Genomic DNA, 19,012 nt, shown 5'->3' on the forward strand with positions numbered 1-19,012 from the left:
CATGGGCAAGCTGGACGGGCGGGTCGTGATCATCACCGGCGCGGCGCGCGGCCAGGGCGAACAGGAGGCCCGCCTCTTCGCCGCCGAGGGCGCCAAGGTGCTCCTCGGGGACGTGCTCGACGAGCAGGGCGCGGCCGTGGCCAAGGAGCTGGGCGAGGACCGGGCCCGCTACGCGCACCTCGACGTGAGCCGCGAGGAGGACTGGGCGGCCGCGGTCGCCGCCGCGAAGGAGGCCTTCGGCCCGATCGACGGGCTCGTCAACAACGCGGGCATCCTGCGCTTCAACGAGCTGACCGCGACCCCGCTGGAGGAGTTCCAGCAGGTGGTGCAGGTCAACCAGGTCGGCGCCTTCCTCGGCATCAAGTCGGTGGCCCCCGAGATCGAGGCGGCCGGAGGTGGCACGATCGTCAACACCTCCTCGTACACGGGCCTGACGGGCATGGCGTACGTCGGCACGTACGCGGCGACCAAGGCGGCCATCCTCGGCCTGACGCGCGTGGCCGCGCTGGAGCTGGCCGCCAAGGGGATCCGGGTCAACGCGATGTGCCCGGGCGCCGTGGACACCGCGATGGCCACCCCCGGCAACACGAACCCGGCGGACCTGCCCCAGGAGGCCCGCGACGCCATGGCGGAGCTCTACCAGCGCGTGGTGCCGATGGGGCGGGTGGGGCAGCCCGAGGAGATCGCCAAGCTGGCGCTCTTCCTGACCAGCGAGGACTCCTCGTACATCACCGGTCAGCCCTTCGTGATCGACGGCGGCTGGATGGCGGGCGTCAGCGTCCTCTAGCCGCGCCCTGCCGAACCTCGGCCATATCTGATGGAGCGTCAGGTATTGACGCTCGCGCCCTCGCGGTGGAACAGTCGGGACATCAAATCTGACGCAACGTCAGAAACCAAAGGACGGTGAACCCCCTTGGAATTCGGGCTCTTCGTGCAGGGATACGTGCCTGAGGCGCGGTCCAAGGTCGACCCTCAGGCAGAGCACAAGGCGCTGTTGGAGGAGACCGAGTACGTCATCCAGGCCGACAAGTCCGGCTTCAAGTACGCCTGGGCCTCCGAGCACCACTTCCTGGAGGAGTACTCGCACCTGTCGGCGAACGAGGTCTTCCTCGGCTACCTCGCCGCCGCCACCGAGCGCATCCACCTCGGCTCCGGCATCTTCAACCCGCTCGCCCCGGTCAACCACCCGGTGAAGGTGGCCGAGAAGGTCACCATGCTCGACCACCTCTCCAAGGGCCGCTTCGAATTCGGCACCGGCCGCGGCGCCGGCAGCCACGAGATCCTCGGCTTCCTCCCGGGCATCGAGGACATGAACGGCACCAAGGAGATCTGGGAGGAGACCATCGCCGAGTTCCCCAAGATGTTCCTCCAGGAGGAGTACGAGGGGTTTCAGGGCAAGCACTGGTCGCTCCCGCCGCGGAAGGTCTTCCCCAAGCCGTACGGGAAGGCGCACCCGGCCATGTGGTACGCGGCGGGCTCCCCGTCCTCGTACGCGATGGCCGCCAAGAAGGGCCTCGGCGTGCTGGGCTTCAGCGTGCAGAAGGTCTCCGACATGGAGTGGGTCCTCGACCAGTACAAGACGGCCATCCGGGAGGCGAAGGCCATCGGCGCCTTCGTCAACGACAACGTGATGGTGACCTCGACCGCGATCTGCGCCGAGACGCACGACAAGGCCGTCGAGATCGCCGTCAACGCCAACATGAACCGCTTCCAGTCGCTGGTGTTCCGCTACCACGACACCTTCCCGCGGCCGGAGGCCATCCCGGAGTGGCCCGAGACGCTCCCGGAGTACAACGCGGAGATCATCGAGCTCCTGATCGCCGAGGAACTGCTGATCTGCGGTGACCCGTCCGAGGTCAAGGCCCAGTGCAAGCGCTGGGAGCAGGCGGGCGCGGACCAGCTGTCCTTCGGCCTGCCGACCGGCGTCTCGTACGAGGACACGATGACCACGATCAAGCTGATCGGCGAGCACGTGATCCCGGAGATCGACACGGACCCGGTCCACCGCACGACCCGCTTCCGCCAGGCCGTCTGACCCGGCGGGGGATCGGGGCGGCGTCTTCCCGGACCGCCGCCCCGGACCGTGCCCCGACCGGGCGGCCACCGGCCGGGGCACGCAGGCCTCGCCCCTCGGCTGCCGCACCGCTGCCGGGGGCGCTGCCCCCGGACCCCCGCTCCTCGAACGCCGGAGGGGCTGGAAATGCCCCGCCGGGGCCTGGAATCGCCCTGCGGGCCGCACCAGGCGGACGGCGGGAGTCGAATCCAGCCCCGCCGGCGTTTGAGGCGCGGGGTCTGGGGCGGAGCCCCAGGAGACGGCGCGCAACGTGAAAGCCGGCGGCGGCCGAATCCAGCCCCTCCGGCGTTTGAGGAGCGGGTCCGGGGCGGAGCCCCAGTGCACCGCGCGCAACGGAACACCGGCAGAAGGGACGTCATGCTCGACCACGTCATCAAGGGCGCGACCGTCGTCGACGGCACCGGCGCCCCCGCCCGCGTCGCAGACCTCGGCATACGCGACGGCCGCATCGTCGCCATCGGCACCGTCACCGAAGAGGCCCGCACCACCGAGGACGCCACCGGCCTCGTCCTCACCCCCGGGTTCATCGACCCGCACACGCACTACGACGCCCAGCTCTTCTGGGACCCCTATGCCACCCCCTCCATGAACCACGGCGTCACCACCGTCGCCGGCGGCAACTGCGGCTTCACCCTGGCCCCGCTCAACCCGGCCCGCCCCGAGGACGCCGACTACACGCGCCGCATGATGAGCAAGGTCGAGGGCATGGCCCTCGCCGCCCTGGAGGAGGGCGTCGAGTGGACCTGGTCCACCTTCGGCGAGTACCTCGACGCGCTCGACGGCCGCATCGCCGTCAACGCCGGCTTCATGGTCGGCCACTGCGCCCTGCGCCGCCACGTCATGGGCGAGGACGCCGTCGGCGGCAAGCCCACCCCCGAGCAGCTGCAGCAGATGCTCGACCTCCTCCACGACGCCATGAACGCCGGCGCCTGGGGCCTGTCCACCACCCAGTCCTCCACGCACTCCGACGGCGACGGCGCCCCCGTCGCCTCCCGGCACGCCGAGCCCGCCGAACTCCTCGCCCTGTCGAAGGCCGTCTCCGAGCACGAGGGCACCCAGCTCGAAGCGATCGTCGCGGGCTGCCTCGACCAGTTCTCCGACGAGGAGATCGACCTCTTCGTCGAGATGAGCGCCGCCGCCGGCCGGCCCCTGAACTGGAACGTCCTCACCATCGACGCCTCCGTCCCCGAACGGGTCCCGCGCCAGCTGATCCCCAGCGAGCGCGCCCGCAAGGCCGGCGGCCGGATCGTCGCCCTCACCATGCCGATCCTCACCCCGATGAACATGTCGCTCGGCACCTTCTGCGCGCTCAACCTCATCCCCGGCTGGGGCGAGGTCCTGAACCTCCCCGTCCCCGAACGGATCGCCAGGCTCCGCGACCCGGACGTACGCGCCGAGATGCTCCGCCGCGCCGACAGCAAGGAGGCCGGCGTCTTCCGCCGCCTCGCCAACTTCGGGCGCTACGTCATCGGCGACACGTACAGCAAGGAGAACGAGGGCCTCTCCGGCCGCGTCGTCAACGACATCGCCGCCGAACGCGGCCAGGACGCCTTCCAGTGCCTCGTCGAGATCTGCGCCAACGACGACCTGCGCACCGTCCTGTGGCCGATGCCCACCGACAACGACGCGGCGACCTGGGCCCTGCGCGCCGAGACCTGGCAGCACGAGGACGTCATGCTCGGCGGCTCCGACGCCGGCGCGCACCTGGACCGCATGTGCGGCGCCCCCTACACGACCCGTTTCCTCGGCGACTGCCTGCGCGGCCGCAAGCTGGTGCCGCTGGAGCAGGCCGTACGGATGCTCACCGACGACCCGGCGCAGCTGTTCGGGCTGCGCGAGCGCGGCCGGATCGCCGAGGGCTACCACGCTGACCTCGTCCTCTTCGACCCCGAGCGCATCGAGGCGGGACCGGCGACCCTCGTCCACGACCTGCCCGGCGACAGCCCGCGGCTGGACTCCCGGGCCATCGGCATCGTCTCGGTCCGGGTCAACGGCGTGGAGACCATCCGCGACGACGAGGTGACGGGGGCCGTGCCGGGGATCGTGCTCCGGTCGGGCCGGGACACGAGGACGGTGAGCACGCGGTGACGCAGGCACAGAAGCTCTTCATCGGCGGCGAGTGGGTCGAGCCCGACGGCGGCCACTACGAGGTGATCGACCCGGCGGACGAATCCGTCGTGGGCCTGGCCCCCGAGGCCTCGCGCGGACAGGTCGCCGAGGCGGCCCGCGCCGCCGCCGAGGCCTTCGGGAGCTGGTCCCGCACGACGCCCGAGGAGCGCGCGGCGATCCTCGACCGGGCCGCCGACATCATGCAGCGCGAGTTCGAACCGTGGGCGGCCCTCGCCCAGGCCGAGACGGGCGCCCCGACCGGGATCGCGCGCGGCATGCAGGTGGGCGTCGGTGTCACCCGCTTCCGGCGCTACGCGAAGGGCGCCCTCGAACCGGTCGAGCGCGGGCTGCCGCCCCAGGTGACGGAGGCCGGCCCGATGGGGAAGGCGTCCGTCCTGGGCGCGCTGGAGGTGCGCCAGCCGGTCGGCGTGGTCACCTGCATCACCTCGTACAACAACCCGTGGGCGAACCCGGCGGGCAAGGTGGCCCCGGCCCTGGCCATGGGCAACACGGTGGTGGTCAAGCCGGCCCCGCAGGACCCGCTGTCGGTGTTCAAGATGGCCGAGGCGCTCGCGGAGGCCGGGGTCCCGGCGGGCGTGGTCAACGTGGTGAACGGGCAGTCGGTCGAGGTCGGCGAGGCCGCGGTCGACTCCCCGTGCGTGGACATGGTCTCCTTCACCGGCTCCACGGGCGTCGGGCAGCGCATCGCAGAGGTCTGCGGCCGCACGATGAAGCGGCAGCTGATGGAGCTGGGCGGCAAGGGCGCGGCGATCGTCTTCGACGACGCCGACCTGGACGCCGCGGTGATGGGCATCGGCACCACCTTCTCCTTCTACTCCGGCCAGATCTGCACGGCCCCGACCCGGGTGATCGCCCACCGGGCGGTCTACGACCGGCTGATCGAGAAGCTCACCGGCTACCTGGCCTTCATGAAGGTCGGCGACCCGCGCGAGCGCGGCACGGTCGTGGGCCCGGTGATCTCGGCGGCGCACCGCGACCGCGTGGAGTCGTACGTCGAGCTGGGGAGGAAGGAGGGCGCACGCGTCGCGCACGGCGGCGAGCGCCCGGTGGTCGGTGACAGCGGCAAGGGCTTCTACGTGGCCCCCACCCTCCTCGTCGACTGCACGAACGACATGCGGGTGGTCCGCGAGGAGATCTTCGGCCCGGTCGTCGTGGTCGTCCCCTTCGACGGCGACGAGGACGAGGCGATCCGCCTGGCCAACGACAGCGACTTCGGGCTGCTCAGCTACGTGTGGTCCGGGGACTCGGCCCGGGCGTTCCGCGTGGCCCGGCGGCTGCGGGCGGGCGGGGTCGGCGTGAACACCATCGGCCGCAACATGGAGGCCCCGTTCGGCGGCTTCAAGCGCAGCGGCGTGGGCCGCGACGTCGGCTCGTACGCGCTGCACGCGTACAGCGAGATGCAGTCGATCGTCTGGACGGCGTAGCCCGCGGGTGCGGGTCCGGCCGGGGGCGGGTGGCCCCCGGCCGGACCCGTGTCATGCCCGCGGCGTGCGCGGGCGCTTGGCGTAGCCGAGGGCCTCGGCCAGTTCCTGGTTGCCGCCGCCGAACTCGGCGAAGGCCTTGGGGTCCTGCGTCTCCAGTCGTCGCAGGGCGGCGGCCGCCCGGTCCCGGGGCGGGCCGTCGTCGCGCAGCTGCCACAGGAAGTAGAGCGACCCGCCGGTGCCGGGAGGCGGCGCGGACGGCGTGAACCCGAAGTGGACCACCGTCGTGTCCGGGTCCCGCCAGTCGGTGCCGGCCCAGCTCGGCGCGAGTTCCCACCGGGAGGCCAGGTCGGGCCGGTCGCGCAGGCCCGCCGCGATCAGCCGCGCGGTGCTGCGGGCCGGCCAGCACCAGGAGAAGTCCCTTTCGGCGCGGGCGAGTTCGGCGTCGTATGCGGCCGCGTCGAAGCGGTACGGGGGCGGCGTCGGGCCGACCGCCCCGCGCCAGCCGTCCCACACCACCGCGTCGCCGTCCCGGCGGATCGTCACGTACAGCGCGCCGCAGCAGCCCTCGGTGCAGTACGCCTCGGCGAGCTGCACCTCCCGCGGCTCCGATCCGGCGCGCAGTCGGCCGCTGTCGAGGAGGTACTCGGGCGGGTTGCCCCGCCCCTTCCCGAACAGCGCGGGGACGAGCGGAACCCCGTCGACCAGGATCCGGGTCTCGACGGCGGAGGAGCCCGCGGACCCGTGGACGACGACCACCTCCCACCGCGGCCGGTCACCGTCCTCGGCGCGGGCGAAGGGGAGGTGCCGGTTGCGCCGGAACCAGTCCGCGTCCCGGTCGCCGGGTACGGGTTCCGGCGGCGCCCCCGGCAACAGCCGGTCCAGGGCGTCGAGCAGGGCCCGGCGCCGCCCGGGCCGCCAGTTCAGCAGGACGGATGCTCCGCTGTGCAGGTCGAGGGCGATCGACAGCAGCAGCGACCGGTGCTCCGGTGTCGGGGACAGTACGTCGGCGTGCCGGACCAGGGCCTCGTACACCGCCCGGGCGGGCAGGTAGTCGAGGATCTCGGGGCGGCTGTCCTGCTGGTCGGCCATCCGGTGCAGCAGCCGGCCGGTCAGCGCGAGCAGCTCGGCGTCCTGCGGTCGTGCCCGGAGCAGCCCGTGCAGGTCGGCGGCCTCGGCGAGGCGCCGGGGCAGCCACATGAGCCGCTCGTGCGGCACGGTGAGCAGCGCGGACCGGACGGCCTCCGCGTCGCCGGAGGCGATCGCGTCGGTCAGCGGCGTCAGCTCCCGGGACCGGTCGTGGCTGCGCAGCACCAGCAGGGCGGCCGCCTGCCGGTCGAGTGGGTCGAGCGCGGCGCTCGCGGTGTCCGCCAGGCCGTGCAGCATGCCGAGGGCCTCGAGACAGGGCGCGTCCTCGGGCTCGCCGAGGCGGATCAGCAGGGCCATGCCGACACCGACGGCCGTCACGTGCGTACCGGTGCGGATCAGCTGCCGGGCGGTCCGCCGGGCGGCGTCCTCGTCGGCGAGCGCGAGCCGCGTGGTGTGCGCGCGCAAGGTGCGGGGGGACATGGCCAGGTCCGCGACCCGGCGGTGGACTGCCTCGGCGGCCCGTACCGGGTCGGGGTCGGCGAGCAGGGGAGTGAGGGCGTCGGTGACGACCGCCTGTGCCTGGTGCCAGGTCAGGTCCCGGAAGCCGGGCTCCGGTTGCTCCGGTGGGCCGTCGGGGAGGGGATAGCCCTTGCGTGGGATCCGGCCGTCCGGCTCGATGCCGCGGCGGAAGAGGGCGTATGCGTACAGGGAGGTTCCGGGGGTGAGCGCAGCGCGCTCCTCGCGGGCGCTCACCGGGCGGGGTGGGACTCGATTCCGTAGGTCATGAGCGGCAGCATGCCGCAGTGATCACCCGGCGTCCACCGAAAATACGGCCTCGCCGCGCACCCGTCCGTTGACCTGGAGCTGCACCAGGTGCTCGCCCGAGTGGTAGCGGCGGGTGGTGATCGGCTTGAAGGAGTGCCGCCTGGTGCCGGTGAGGGTCTCGCCGGGGGCCAGGGCGCGGGTGACGAGCTTGAAGACCTTCGGGGTGCGGGTGCCGTTCGCCTTCGTGTGGTGCACGACGTAGTCGACGACCAGGTCGGCCGGGAGCGCGCCGGTATTGGTGATCGCGTAGTCGAAGACCAGGTACGCGCCGACCGCGACCCGCGGGGTGGTCACCACCGGCCCGCGCACGTCGACCGGGACGTCCGGGGCGTGGCCGAGCAGGGTCAGGGCCTCGGGCCGCCCCGCCTTGACCAGGGTGCGCAATCCGTGCCGGACGACGCGGTCCGTCGTGGCCCCGGGCCGCGCCAGCCAGCGGGCGGCGGTCTCGACGGCGAGGCCGGGGTGGTCGCGGCTGATGTCGTTGAGGTGGTTGGAGACGGAGCGGCGGACGTACTCGGAGTCGTCGCGGTAGAGGGCGTCCAGTACGGGCACGGCCGGTCGGGGGTCCGCGATGAAGGCGGGCAGCTGCGGGGCCCACGGCAGCCGGGGCCGGGTGCCCTCGCTCGCGAGGCGGCGCACGTGCGGGTCCGGGTCGTCCGTCCACGTCCGTACGACGGCCAGGGCGCGGGCGGGGTCGGCGCGCAGGAAGGGCCGTACCGCCGATTCGGCGGTGAGCCGGGGGGTGAGGTCGTGCAGCAGGGCCAGTGCGGGCTCGAAGACCTCCAGCCCGCGGACGGCGACGGCTTCGTTGACCGGGAAGGTCATCCACCCGTCGAAGGCGGGGTCGGCGAGGGCGGTGCGTACGACGGCCTCGAAGGCGGGCCAGTCCGCGGGGAGGTCGGTGAGCACGGCGTCGCGGACGGCGGCGACGCGACCGCTGTAGGTCAGCCCGTCAAGGGCGTCGGCGCGGGCGCGCAGGGCGGGCGCGGACCGGCGCCCGCCCGCGCGGGCGAGCAGCCGGGCGAGGGTGGTGACGGTCGCCGCGCTGAGGAGTTCATCGGCCGTGGGCATGGGCACAGTCTCGCGGACCGGGCACCGCGCCGGGGCGGACCGGGACGGGCCGGGGCCGGTTCGTGGCCGGGCCGTGGGCGGGGGACGGCCCGCCGCGGCCCGCCGGGCCTCAGTCCTTGTAGTAGTCCGTCAGGACGCAGCCCTTGACCAGGGCCGGTTCCTTGCGGAAGCCGCTCGGCGGGTTGAAGTCGGCGTGGCAGTTGAGCATGAGCAGCCCGGCCTGCGGGACGAGCAGGGCGCTCATGGCGTCCGCGTCCTGGGATCCCACGGCGAAGTCCTGGCCGACGACGATGCCGCTGTTGGGGTTCCCGCCGCCGCGCTTGTCCATCTCGGCCTTGAAGGCCGTCTGGAATGCCTTGGCGTCCTTGTACATGACGATGGTGTTGCGGTTCCGGCGGCCGCAGTACCCGGTCTCGGTGACGGTGAAGGCCGGGCCCAGCTTGGAGTCCTCGCTCGGACCCTCGTCCCCGGGGGAGGTGCTGACCTGGTCGCACTTGGTGTAGCCGTTGACGAGGCGGGCGGCGGCGGCCATGCTGCCCGCCTTCGGGAGCTTCTGGAACGCGGTCCCGTCCTTGGAGTCGCCCCCTCCGCAGGCGGTGGTGAGAGCGAGCAGGGCCGTGACGGCCGTGACAGTGGTGATGATCGACTTGATGCGCACGGCCGGACTCTAGGTCGACGATGGTCATGTCCGCGGCAAACCGCCCCGGAGGGGAGGGGTGACCGCAGTCACACGGGAAAGTTTGAAAGGGGTCAAAAGGGTCAGAGGTGCGGTTTCCGCATACCGGAACCCGCTGTCCGGTACCTGTCGATCTGCGGATGGATGCCTAGGTGAACCTTGTATTACATGCCAGTGAACTGTCTTGATCTCAAGATTCAAAGGGATTTGGGCCCTCCGAGATCCGGACTCAAGCCCTCCAGATATGGAATGCGCAGCATCTAACGTCCTGACTCATGACTCAGCTGGACGTTCGGCCCCGGGCCGGAGACACGGTAGGCGGCGTCGCCCAGGGCGAGGGCGACGTGCGCGGCAAAGGCCTCGGCAAGGGATCCGTCGGCCTGGTGGGCAGCGCCGTCATCGGCATCTCCACCGTCGCCCCCGTCTACTGCCTGACCTCGACCCTCGGCTCCACGGCCGGCGAGGTCGGCGTCCAGATGCCCGCGGTCTTCCTCGCCGGCTTCCTCCCGATGCTCCTGGTCGCCTTCGCGTACCGCGAGCTCAACAAGGCCATGCCGGACTGCGGCACCTCCTTCACCTGGACCGTCAAGGCCTTCGGCCCGCGGATCGGCTGGATGTGCGGCTGGGGCCTGGTGATCGCCACGATCATCGTGCTCTCCAACCTGGCCGGCGTCGCCACCTCCTACTTCTGGCTGCTGGCCGGCGAGATCACGGGCAATCCGTCGATCGCCGCCCTGGACGACAACAAGCTCGTCCACATCGCCACCTGCCTGACCCTGATCGCCACCGCCACCGCGATCAGCTACCGCGGCATGACCGCCACCAAGGGCGTCCAGTACACCCTCGTCGGCCTCCAGCTCGTCGTGCTCGCCGTCTTCGTCGCCATGGCCCTCCAGAAGGCCTCCGCCGGCACCTTCGACACCGGCGTGGACTTCTCCTGGCAGTGGATGAACCCCTTCGCGGTCGAGTCCATGGGCGCCTTCACCGCCGGACTCTCGCTCTCGATCTTCATGTACTGGGGCTGGGACACCTGCCTGACGGCGAACGAGGAGACCATCGGCTCCGCCAAGACCCCGGGCCGCGCCTCCCTCATCGCGATGATCGTCCTGGTCGGCTCCTACCTGGCCACCGGCGTCGCCGCCCAGATGGTCGTCGGCTCCGGCGACAAGGGCCTCGGCCTCGGCAACCCGGACACCTCCGACAACGTCTTCGCCGCCCTCGCCGGCCCGGTGATGGGCCCGGTCCTCGGCATCCTGCTCTTCGTGGCCGTCCTGGCCTCCGCCGCCGCCTCCCTGCAGACCACCTTCATCCCGGTGGCCCGCACGGTCCTCGCCATGTCGACGTACGAGGCGCTGCCGCCCTCCTACGCCAAGGTCCACCCGAAGTTCAAGACCCCGGGCCGCGCGACCGTCATGGCGGGCGTCGCGACCGGCGTGTTCTACACGGTCATGACCCTGGTCAGCGAGAACGTCCTCACGGACACGATCTTCGCGCTGGGCCTGATGATCTGCTTCTACTACTCGCTGACGGCCTTCGCCTGCGCCTGGTACTTCCGCGGCGACCTGCGCCGCTCCGCCCGGGACCTGTTCTTCAAGGGCGTCTTCCCGGTCCTGGGCGGCCTGCTGCTGGCCGCGGTCTTCTGCAAGACCCTCTACGACACGTGGGACCCGTCCTACGGCTCCGGCTCCGACGTCTTCGGCGTCGGCAGCGTCTTCGTCATCGGCGTCGGCCTGCTGGCCCTCGGTCTGGTCATCATGTTCGTCACCGAACGCCGCAGCCCGGCCTTCTTCCGCGGCCAGGTCCTGACGAAGTCCACCCCGTCCCTGGTCGTCGAGGACTGACCCACCCCACGCCCGTCGGCGGCACCCCGCAGAGTCATCCCCGCGGCCCCGGATCGAACCCCCTCGATCCGGGGCCGCGGGCGTCGGCGGCGAGGGTCTCGACCTCACTCCGTTCGAGCTCGCCGTTCTCGATCCGCCCAAAGTGGGGGCGGGCGGTGACCCCGAGTGCGGCGGGGTCGTTGGGACGGGCATGAATGCCATGAAGCGCACACTCGCCGCCCTGGTCCTCTCCGGCGGCGCCGCCCTCGCACTCACCCCCGTCGCCGCGCACGCCGACGGGATGCCCCACGGCGTCCCGCTCACCGAGCGCGTCGGCGACATGGTCGACCACCCCGCACAGGCCGTCCAGGACACCAAGACGGCGGTGGGCGTGACCACCATGGCCGCCGGGTCCGCCACCAAGGCCACCGACAGCTCCCTCAAGGGCGCGAGCGGGGCACTGTCCGCCGGGCTGCCCAACGCCCCGAAGGTCCGCTGACGGCTGCCGGCGAGCCCCGCCCCGGCGGCCCGGATCACGCCGGGCCCACCCCCGCGTGCACCGCGCGCAGGGTCGGGGCGGTGGCCTCGTCCACCACGGCCAGGGCGAAGTCCGCGTGCGTGATCCGGCCGGCGGCATCGGCGGGGGCGAGGACGTAGGCGCCGTCGGCGTCGCCCCCGAAGGCGAAGTCGCCGGCAGGACTCGGCACCGCCCAGTCCAGAGCCTCCGGCGCGGCCGCCCGCAGCGCTTCCGTCCCCGCGCCGTGGGCGACGTAGAACCCCCGCCACTCCTGCGGATACCCCGGCGTGTCCATCAGCGCGGCCCCCGACTCCGTGGCCAGTACACGATGATCTGCTGCTGCTCGGTCCGCTTGCCCTGCGCGCTCCGGTTCGTCATGCGGGGGAGCGTAGGAGTCGGCCTGGTTACCGATCGGATACCGGCCTAACGTGTGGATCATGAGCGAGCCGCAGAGCCCACCGCCGCTGGACCCGGAGATGTTCGACCCCGTGGAGCCGGCGGACCGCGACCGGCTCGCCCGGCACCTCGCCGCCGTCGTCGGGGACGCCCACGTGCTCACCGACCCCGCCCTCCGCGCCTCGTACGAGACCGACTTCACCGGCCGCCACACCGGCCGGTCCCGCCTCGTCGTCCGGCCCGCCGACACCGCCCAGGTCGCCCGGACGCTCCGGCTCTGCCGGGACGCCGGGGCCCCGATCGTCCCGCAGGGCGGCAACACGGGCCTCGTCGGCGGCGGCGTCCCCACCGGCGCCGGCACCGAGGTCGTGCTGTCGCTGCGCCGACTGAACGCGCTCGGCCCCGTCGACGCCGACGCCCGCCGGGTCACCGTCGGAGCAGGGGCCGCACTGGCGGAGCTCCAGCGCCACGTCCGACCGCACGGCTGGGACTTCGGCGTCGACCTGGCCTCCCGGGACTCCGCCACCCTCGGCGGCATGATCGCTACCAACGCGGGCGGCGAACGCGTCGTCCGCCACGGCACCACCCGCGCCAACGTCGCAGGGATCGAAGCCGTGCTCGTCGACGGCAGCGTCCTCGACCGGCTCGCCGGGCTGCCCAAGGACAACACCGGCTACGACCTGACGGGTCTCCTCGTCGGCAGCGAGGGCACCCTGGCCGTCATCACCCGGGCGCGGCTGCGCCTGGTCCCGGAGCTGCCCGAGCGGGTCACCGCCCTGCTCGCCCTCGACTCGCTCGCGGCCGCCGTCGGCGTCCTGACCGCCCTGCGGCGGCTCGAATCCCTCGAACTGGCCGAGTTCTTCACCGCCGACGGCCTGGCCCTGGTACTGAAACACGCCCGCCTGCCCGGGCCCTTCCGTACCGCGTACCCCGCCTACCTGCTGGTGGAATGCGCGGCCCGGCACGATCCCGCCGAGGAACTCGCCGTGCTGCTGGAGGAGGCGGCCGAGGTACGCGATGTGGCCGTCGGCCGACAGGCCTCCGACCGGCGCCGCCTCGCCGCCTACCGCGAGCGGCACACCGAGTCGGTCAACGCCGAGGGGATCCCCCTCAAGCTCGACGTCACCGTCCCGCTCGCCGACCTGCCGCGGTTCGTCGCGGACCTGCCCGGGCTGCTGGCCGGCCGGGCCCGGCCGTACGTCTTCGGGCACCTCGCGGAGGGAAACGTCCACGTCAACCTCCTCGACGTCGCCCCCGACGACGAGGAACCGGTGACGGAGGCCGTGCTGCGCCGGGTCGCGGAGGCGGGCGGCAGCATCAGCGCCGAACACGGCATCGGCCGGGCCAAGTCCCGCTACCTGCACCTGACCCGGTCGGCCACGGACATCGCCGTGATGCGCTCCGTCAAGGCGGCATTCGACCCGGACCGGCTGCTGAACCCGCACGCCCTGCTGCCGCTGCCATGGGAGGAGGCCGGTCGTTGAGCAGGGCATGATCCTTTGGTTGCTCAACAACCTCAGCACCCTCGTCATCGCGGTGCTCATCGTCGGCGGCGTCGTAGGCCTGGCCGTCGCGGGCAGCATGGCCGCCCGCCGCCGCTTCCCCCACCTCGCGGGCGGCGACCACAACGAGATGGTCGGGATCGCGCTCGGCATGTTCGGCGCGATCTACGGCATCATCCTCGCGTTCGTCGTCGTCACCCTGTGGACGCAGCTGGAGAACACCGAGACCATCGTCGCCACCGAGGCGACCGACCTGGCGCTGGTCGTACGCAGCGCGGACGCCTTTCCGGCCGCCGACCGCGCGCGCATCAACCAGGCCGTGGGCGCCTACGCGCACGCCGTCGTCGAGGTCCAGTGGCCGCTGATGCGCGACGGGCGGCCCAGCTACGACGCGACCGCCACCCAGACCCGGGACATCTACGCGGCCCTCCAGGCGTACGAGCCGAGCGGGCCCCGCGCCGAGACCTTCTACGCCGAGGCCGTCAGCCACGTCAACGACGTCGCCGCACAGCGCCGGGCCCGCGTCTCCATGGCCGAGACCTCGCTGCCGGTCCTGCTGCAAGTGCTGGTGTACGGGGGCGCGTTGGTGATCATCCCGCTCACGTTCCTGTTCGGACTGCGCAGCCTGAAGATGCAGCTGCTGTTCGTGGCGGCGGTGGCCGGGCTCATCGGCTTCAGCCTGTTGCTGGTCGTCGCCCTGGACCGCCCGTTCGCGGGGGACCTGAGCGTGACGCCGCAGCCGTACAAGGAGGCGGCGCTGTCGCAGTTCTGGGCGGCGGGGTCGTCGTGATGCGGGGCTATCCCCAGGTGCGGGAGGACAGCACGAGGCGGTAGCCGTCCGGGTCCTCGACGGTGACGCCCCACTCGTCCCAGTAGGGGTTGTGCGAAGCGACCCGGGTCCCGCCGTGCTCGACGAGCCGCTGTACGAGGGCCTCGTCGGGGGTTTCGCCGAGGTAGACCACGAAGAGGTCCTCGACGGTGGGGGTGGGGGTGGTCGGGTTGGCTGCGTCGTAGGTCAACTCGAAGTGCCAGCCGCCCCCGGCGGGCCCGACCATCAGCAGATCGTGCTCCCCGGGCGCGGTGGAGGTGGTCCGCCACTGCACGTCGAGCCCGAGCCCGTCGACGTAGAACCTCTCGGCGGCCTGGAGATCGAGGGAGGGCCGGGCGACGCGGATGTGGGCACTCGAAGTGATCATGGGGGCAGGGTACGGGGTGGGGGGGTGTGCGGGGGCGGGATGCGGGATGCGGGATGCGGGGGTGAGGCTGGGGTTTGTCGGTGCCCCGGTCGGTCGGGGCCGGGAAGGGTTGGGGCTTTCCCGTCGGTCCCACTGTCCTTCCGCGGCGGGCCGGCCTGTCAAGGGCGCTCCTCCTTCGTCGTCGCGTCGCTGCGCGATCGCCTACGGCGACCCTTGACAGACCGACCCGCCACGGAAAGACAAGGACCAACGGGAAACCCCCAAAGGAACGGGCCGGGAGGGACAGGGACAACCGGGCGGGGCCGGGATGTCCGACCCGGCTTCGGGCCGGCGGCCACCGCCCTCCGAATGTCGACCCCAAGAGCCCCGGCGGGGGTATGGGCGCGTCACATCGCTACGCGCTTCTCACGTCTCGGCGTCCGACGACCGTCTGGGGCCGGTCTCGCCCCAGATCGCTACGCGCTTCTCCCTGACGGCGTCCGACGGTCGCTTTGGGCTGGACACCCGTTCGTTCATCCCATCCGACTCGGCCGGCCGCTCAGTTCCCCGATCAACTGCCGGTACGTCGCGAAGGCCGGCTTGCGGGTGTAGTCGTCGCGCAGCAGACCGAAGTGGTGGAAGATCCCTTCGGCGTTGCTGTCGGCGTCCCGAAGGGCGAAGAGTGAGTAGCCGTCGATGTTGAGCTCGGGGGAGAGGTCGGAGACGGTCCGGATGACGGTCTCCAGAACGGTCGCCTGTTGCCGTTCGGGGCGGCCGGGGCCGGTGGGCCAGCCGTTCTCGCACACGCGGATCGGGACGGTGTCGGGGATGCCGGCCTGCGGCAGGCTGGTGCGGCGGAACGCCGTCAGTACCGCGGCAACCGCGTCTGCCAACTGGTCCCCGGGGACGCGGCGGAACACGTCCGGGAAGAAGTCCAGGCCGACGTAGTCCAGGCTCTGCAGGAAGCGCGCGTCCGACAGGGCGCCGAGGTCGGACCAGAAGGTGTCGGACGGGTCGAAGGTCGGTACGGCGTTGAAGCCGACTGCGACATGGCGCGCCTCCTGCTTGGCGGCGATGACGCCTTGGACGAGCGCGTTCAGGACGTTGGGGGTACTGCCGTCGACGGAGGGGAGGTCGAGGTTGGGCTCCTCGCAGATCTGGACGGACGCCAGTTCGGGTCCGCCGGTCCGGACGGCCCCGCGGACGAACTCCGGCCAGCCGTCCAGATCGCCGGAAGGCTCGCGGAACTGCAGTACGAGGTCCAGGGTGCGCCCGCGCCGGAGGCAGGCACGCGGATCGGCCGGCGTCGGCGGCGGGGGTGTCACGGTGGAGGCGAACGAACGGTAGGCGCGCACCGCCAACGTGTCCGCCTCGCCCTGGAGTTCGTCGAGGGCCTCGTTGATGCGGTCCGGCTCGTCCGGTCGGACCGGATGGATGATGCCTTGGTCGTCGCCCAGGAGGCCGCCGGGATAGATGCCGAACGCCATGGCCATGAGATCCCCCAAAAAATCTTGGTGTCACACCAAATTTGTGGTGACACTAGCATGTCGTCCATGGGCCTTCGAGAGATCAAGAAGCAGCAGACCCGCACGGCCATCGCCGACGCGGCCCTGCCGTTGTTCCTGGAGCGCGGCTTCGACCAGGTCACGGTCGCCGAGGTGGCACGGCATGCGGGTGTGTCCACCAACACCGTGTTCAACTACTTCCCTGCGAAGGAAGACCTGTTCTTCGACCGCCAGGCCGAGGTCGAGAACCACCTCGCCGCCCTGGTGCGCGACCGAACCCCGGGAACCTGCCCCGTCGAGGCCGTCCGGGACGACCTGCTCTCCGCTCTGCGGCAGGACGCCCCCGTGTTCGGAGCGCCCTCGTTCTGGCAGGTCATCGAGGACAGCCCGGCCCTGCGCGCCCGCGAACGCGAGATCGGTGAACGCATCGAGGCCGCCCTGGCGACCGCCCTGGCCTCGGAGACGCCCGGCGATACGCCCCTGCTCATCGCAGGAGCCCTCGCCGGAACGCACCGCGCCGCTCTGCGTGAACTCCGACGACGCGTCATGTCCGGCCAACCGCCCGTGCCCGCCCGCGACGCCGTCGCCTCGGCGGCCCTTCAGGCCTTCAACCTGCTCTGCTCCGGATTGCACACCCTCTCGGAGCCGCAGGACTCGGTGCATGACCAGCCCCAGACGGGCTGCTGACGCCGGCGGGGAGAAGCGCGTAGCGATCTTGGGCGAGATCAGCCCCAGACGGGGGCCGGACGCCGAGACGTGAGGAGCGCGTAGCGATCTGACGCGCCCTTCCTGCGGCTGGGGCTCTTGTGGTCGACATGTGGGAGCCCGCCGACGCGGAGCCGGGTCGGACATCCCCGTCCCGGCCGGTTGTCGCCGTTCCTCCCGGCCCGTTCCTTTGGGGGTTTCCCGTTGGTCCTTGTCTTTCCGTGGCGGGTCGGTCTGTCAAGGGTCGCCGCAGGCGATCGCGCAGCGACGCGACCGCAGGGAGCGCCCTTGACAGGCCGGCCTGACGCGGAAGGACAGTGGGACCGACGGGAAACCCCCAACCCTCTCTGGCTTCCGCCCGGGGGTGGCGGCCCCTTACCGCCGAGTGCTCGTGACCCCGACCAGGAACTCGCTCCAGGCCGTGGGGGTGACGGCCAGCTCGGGTCCGGCCGTCACCTTGGAGTCCCGGATGTGGACGGCTTCCGTACAGGCGGCCACCTCGACGCAGTTGTCACCCTCGCTGCCGCTGTACGTGGACTTGTGCCAGGAGAGGGCGACCTCGACGCAGTCGTCGCCCTCGCTTCCGCTGTAGCTGCTCTTGAACCACCGGAGCTGGGAGCTGTTCACAGGGAACCTCGCATTCGCATCAACAGGCCCGAGCTGTCCGCCGGGTTGAGGGCCTGGATGCGAAGTTTGGCATACCGCTGGTGGAGGTCGCTGAGAGCTTTCGGGTCAGAGATGACCTGGCCGGTCTTCTGGCCCTCGGCGTAAGCCACCCATTCATGCTCCTCGGTTTCGAGGAGGCAGAAGGGACCATCGGTCCCCGCATGCTCCGGGCTCACGGTCGGCATGATCTGCAGATCCACATTCGGCAGCTTCCCCACCTCCAACAGGTGGCCGATCAGCTCCCGAGTCACCCCATCCCCACCCGTCTGCCGCTCGATCACCGACTGCTCGATGATGAAACTGAAGGCCACGTAAGGCGTTTTCAGCAACAGGGCTTGCCTCGTCAGCCGGAAGATGATGCGGGCCTCCGCCTGTTCCTGTGTCGGCAGCGGTGGGACGTCACGGATCTGGGCCCGCGCATACGCCTCCGTCTGCAGCAACCCAGGAATCGACCTGCACTCATACGTATTGAGGGCAAGGGCGGTCTCCTCCAGATCAGCCCACCGCCTGAACCACTTCGCCAGTCCCCGCTGCCTCGTCAGCCGCTTCGCGGCGATGCGGATGACGCCGAAGGCGTCCAGGACCTCCTCCGCCCTCTCCACGAACCTTCTGGACGGCTGACGGCGGCCCTGTTCCACCGAGGCCACGTACTGGACCGAGTAGCCGACCAGTGGGTGGAGTTGTTCCTGCGTCAGGCCGGCGCGGTTGCGGAAGGCCTTGATGGTCTCGCCGAAGTTCCGCAGGTCGTCGTCGGGCTCGACCTCCCCGTCGCCGCTCTCGTCGGCGGTCGTCGCAGTCGTCACAGCGGTCACCTCCCCACAGCAAGGTTCACTCACGGTGACTGTTACTGTCCAGAGAGTGGACTACTACTCTTCAAAAGTAGTAGTCGGGTTGCTGGGAACTGCCCTGCGCACACGGGACGTTCATTTCATGACCGCACCCGCCGGCCCCACCCCGGCCCTCGTACGCACGTTCACGCAGCGTTTCAGCTGCACCCCCCGCGGGGCTCGCCTCGCCCGGCAGCTCACGCTCGTCGAGCTCCACGACTGGGGAATCCCGGAGTCCACCACACTCTCCGCCGACGCGGGGCTCCTCGTGGCGGAGCTCGTCGCCAACGCGGTGGCCCACGGGCGTGTCCCCGGGCGGGACTTCGAGCTGCGGATGACCCTGCTGGAGGGTCTCCTCCGCATCGAGGTCTCCGACGCCCGCCGGGACCGCCGACCCTCCGTCCAGCCGCACGTGTACTTGGCCGAGTCCGGATGCGGCCTGCGCATCGTCGAGGCCTTGGCCGTCGGCTGGGGGGTCGTGGACCGGGTGATCGGCAAGACCGTCTGGGCGGAGCTGAGCGTTCGGGCCGCGGCGGTGGCGCGCATGCGGCAGATGGCGGTGGACGGCGAAATCGACTTCAGCGGTTGCGCGGCAACCGGGTGACCTGGCGGA

The 19,012-nt window shown here is 71.5% G+C and carries 18 protein-coding genes; 10 read left to right on the forward strand and 8 right to left on the reverse strand.

What is annotated here, in order from left to right; all coding sequences use genetic code 11:
* Position 1 precedes the first annotated feature (1 nt).
* The 4 genes from ACFYZL_RS27850 to ACFYZL_RS27865 all read left to right on the forward strand — a co-directional run bounded on the left by ACFYZL_RS27850 (position 2) and on the right by ACFYZL_RS27865 (position 5,628).
* The gene (locus tag ACFYZL_RS27850) at positions 2 to 787 is read left to right on the forward strand and encodes an SDR family NAD(P)-dependent oxidoreductase (protein WP_384755877.1); all 786 of its coding nucleotides are present in this window, start codon (positions 2 to 4) and stop codon (positions 785 to 787) included.
* Positions 788 to 913: 126 nt separating this feature from the next.
* Positions 914 to 2,035: an LLM class flavin-dependent oxidoreductase gene (locus ACFYZL_RS27855; protein WP_376660424.1), complete on the forward strand. Its 1,122-nt coding sequence runs from the start codon at positions 914 to 916 to the stop codon at positions 2,033 to 2,035.
* Between the two features lie 357 nt (positions 2,036 to 2,392).
* Positions 2,393 to 4,162: an amidohydrolase family protein gene (locus ACFYZL_RS27860; RefSeq protein ID WP_388682701.1), complete on the forward strand. Its 1,770-nt coding sequence runs from the start codon at positions 2,393 to 2,395 to the stop codon at positions 4,160 to 4,162.
* Entirely contained in the window at positions 4,159 to 5,628 is a 1,470-nt protein-coding gene (locus tag ACFYZL_RS27865; RefSeq protein WP_388682703.1) for an aldehyde dehydrogenase family protein, read from the forward strand. The genes ACFYZL_RS27860 and ACFYZL_RS27865 overlap by 4 nt, the downstream gene beginning before the upstream one ends.
* A 51-nt stretch (positions 5,629 to 5,679) precedes the next feature.
* On the opposite strand, the gene ACFYZL_RS27870 is transcribed toward ACFYZL_RS27865, so the two are convergent.
* The 3 genes from ACFYZL_RS27870 to ACFYZL_RS27880 all read right to left on the reverse strand — a co-directional run bounded on the left by ACFYZL_RS27870 (position 5,680) and on the right by ACFYZL_RS27880 (position 9,268).
* Positions 5,680 to 7,467, reverse strand: a complete 1,788-nt coding sequence (locus tag ACFYZL_RS27870) for a hypothetical protein (protein WP_384755158.1) — start codon at positions 7,465 to 7,467, stop codon at positions 5,680 to 5,682.
* Between the two features lie 54 nt (positions 7,468 to 7,521).
* Positions 7,522 to 8,610 carry a DNA alkylation repair protein gene (locus ACFYZL_RS27875; RefSeq protein WP_388682707.1) on the reverse strand — a complete coding sequence of 363 codons (1,089 nt, stop codon included), beginning with the start codon at positions 8,608 to 8,610 and terminating at the stop codon, positions 7,522 to 7,524.
* Positions 8,611 to 8,719: 109 nt separating this feature from the next.
* A complete protein-coding gene (locus tag ACFYZL_RS27880; RefSeq protein ID WP_384755164.1) occupies positions 8,720 to 9,268 on the reverse strand; it encodes a hypothetical protein in 549 nt (182 codons plus the stop codon).
* Between the two features lie 293 nt (positions 9,269 to 9,561).
* On the opposite strand from ACFYZL_RS27880, the gene ACFYZL_RS27885 reads away from it, so the two are divergent.
* Both ACFYZL_RS27885 and ACFYZL_RS27890 read left to right on the forward strand, forming a co-directional pair.
* Positions 9,562 to 11,127, forward strand: coding sequence for an APC family permease (locus ACFYZL_RS27885; RefSeq protein WP_384755166.1), 1,566 nt, complete (start codon positions 9,562 to 9,564; stop codon positions 11,125 to 11,127).
* 199 nt (positions 11,128 to 11,326) lie between these two features.
* Positions 11,327 to 11,605 (forward strand): hypothetical protein, encoded by a 279-nt coding sequence (locus ACFYZL_RS27890; protein WP_384755167.1) that lies wholly within the window; start codon positions 11,327 to 11,329, stop codon positions 11,603 to 11,605.
* 34 nt (positions 11,606 to 11,639) lie between these two features.
* Here the strand turns inward: ACFYZL_RS27890 and ACFYZL_RS27895 are convergent, their stop codons facing one another.
* Positions 11,640 to 11,918, reverse strand: coding sequence for a hypothetical protein (locus ACFYZL_RS27895; protein ID WP_384755170.1), 279 nt, complete (start codon positions 11,916 to 11,918; stop codon positions 11,640 to 11,642).
* Between the two features lie 142 nt (positions 11,919 to 12,060).
* On the opposite strand from ACFYZL_RS27895, the gene ACFYZL_RS27900 reads away from it, so the two are divergent.
* Positions 12,061 to 13,503 (forward strand): FAD-binding oxidoreductase, encoded by a 1,443-nt coding sequence (locus ACFYZL_RS27900; protein ID WP_388682712.1) that lies wholly within the window; start codon positions 12,061 to 12,063, stop codon positions 13,501 to 13,503.
* 7 nt (positions 13,504 to 13,510) lie between these two features.
* Positions 13,511 to 14,311, forward strand: coding sequence for a DUF4239 domain-containing protein (locus ACFYZL_RS27905; RefSeq protein ID WP_384755175.1), 801 nt, complete (start codon positions 13,511 to 13,513; stop codon positions 14,309 to 14,311).
* 7 nt (positions 14,312 to 14,318) lie between these two features.
* On the opposite strand, the gene ACFYZL_RS27910 is transcribed toward ACFYZL_RS27905, so the two are convergent.
* Positions 14,319 to 14,717: a VOC family protein gene (locus ACFYZL_RS27910; RefSeq protein WP_388682715.1), complete on the reverse strand. Its 399-nt coding sequence runs from the start codon at positions 14,715 to 14,717 to the stop codon at positions 14,319 to 14,321.
* Positions 14,718 to 15,229: 512 nt separating this feature from the next.
* Positions 15,230 to 16,183, reverse strand: a complete 954-nt coding sequence (locus tag ACFYZL_RS27915; protein ID WP_384755180.1) for a hypothetical protein — start codon at positions 16,181 to 16,183, stop codon at positions 15,230 to 15,232.
* A 66-nt stretch (positions 16,184 to 16,249) separates the two neighbouring features.
* On the opposite strand from ACFYZL_RS27915, the gene ACFYZL_RS27920 reads away from it, so the two are divergent.
* Positions 16,250 to 16,888: a TetR/AcrR family transcriptional regulator gene (locus ACFYZL_RS27920; protein ID WP_388682717.1), complete on the forward strand. Its 639-nt coding sequence runs from the start codon at positions 16,250 to 16,252 to the stop codon at positions 16,886 to 16,888.
* Positions 16,889 to 17,281: 393 nt separating this feature from the next.
* Here ACFYZL_RS27920 and ACFYZL_RS27925 read toward each other — a convergent pair whose 3' ends face one another.
* A complete protein-coding gene (locus ACFYZL_RS27925) occupies positions 17,282 to 17,533 on the reverse strand; it encodes a DUF397 domain-containing protein (RefSeq protein ID WP_384758769.1) in 252 nt (83 codons plus the stop codon).
* Complete coding sequence (locus ACFYZL_RS27930) at positions 17,530 to 18,375, reverse strand: Scr1 family TA system antitoxin-like transcriptional regulator (RefSeq protein ID WP_384758766.1); 846 nt, start codon at positions 18,373 to 18,375, stop codon at positions 17,530 to 17,532. The genes ACFYZL_RS27925 and ACFYZL_RS27930 overlap by 4 nt, the downstream gene beginning before the upstream one ends.
* Before the next feature lie 127 nt (positions 18,376 to 18,502).
* Between ACFYZL_RS27930 and ACFYZL_RS27935 the strand changes: the two genes are divergently transcribed.
* Entirely contained in the window at positions 18,503 to 19,003 is a 501-nt protein-coding gene (locus ACFYZL_RS27935; protein ID WP_384758763.1) for an ATP-binding protein, read from the forward strand.
* Positions 19,004 to 19,012 lie beyond the last annotated feature (9 nt).

This window comes from Streptomyces sp. NPDC001717, from assembly GCF_042892775.1.
Taxonomy (GTDB): Bacteria; Actinomycetota; Actinomycetes; order Streptomycetales; family Streptomycetaceae; genus Streptomyces.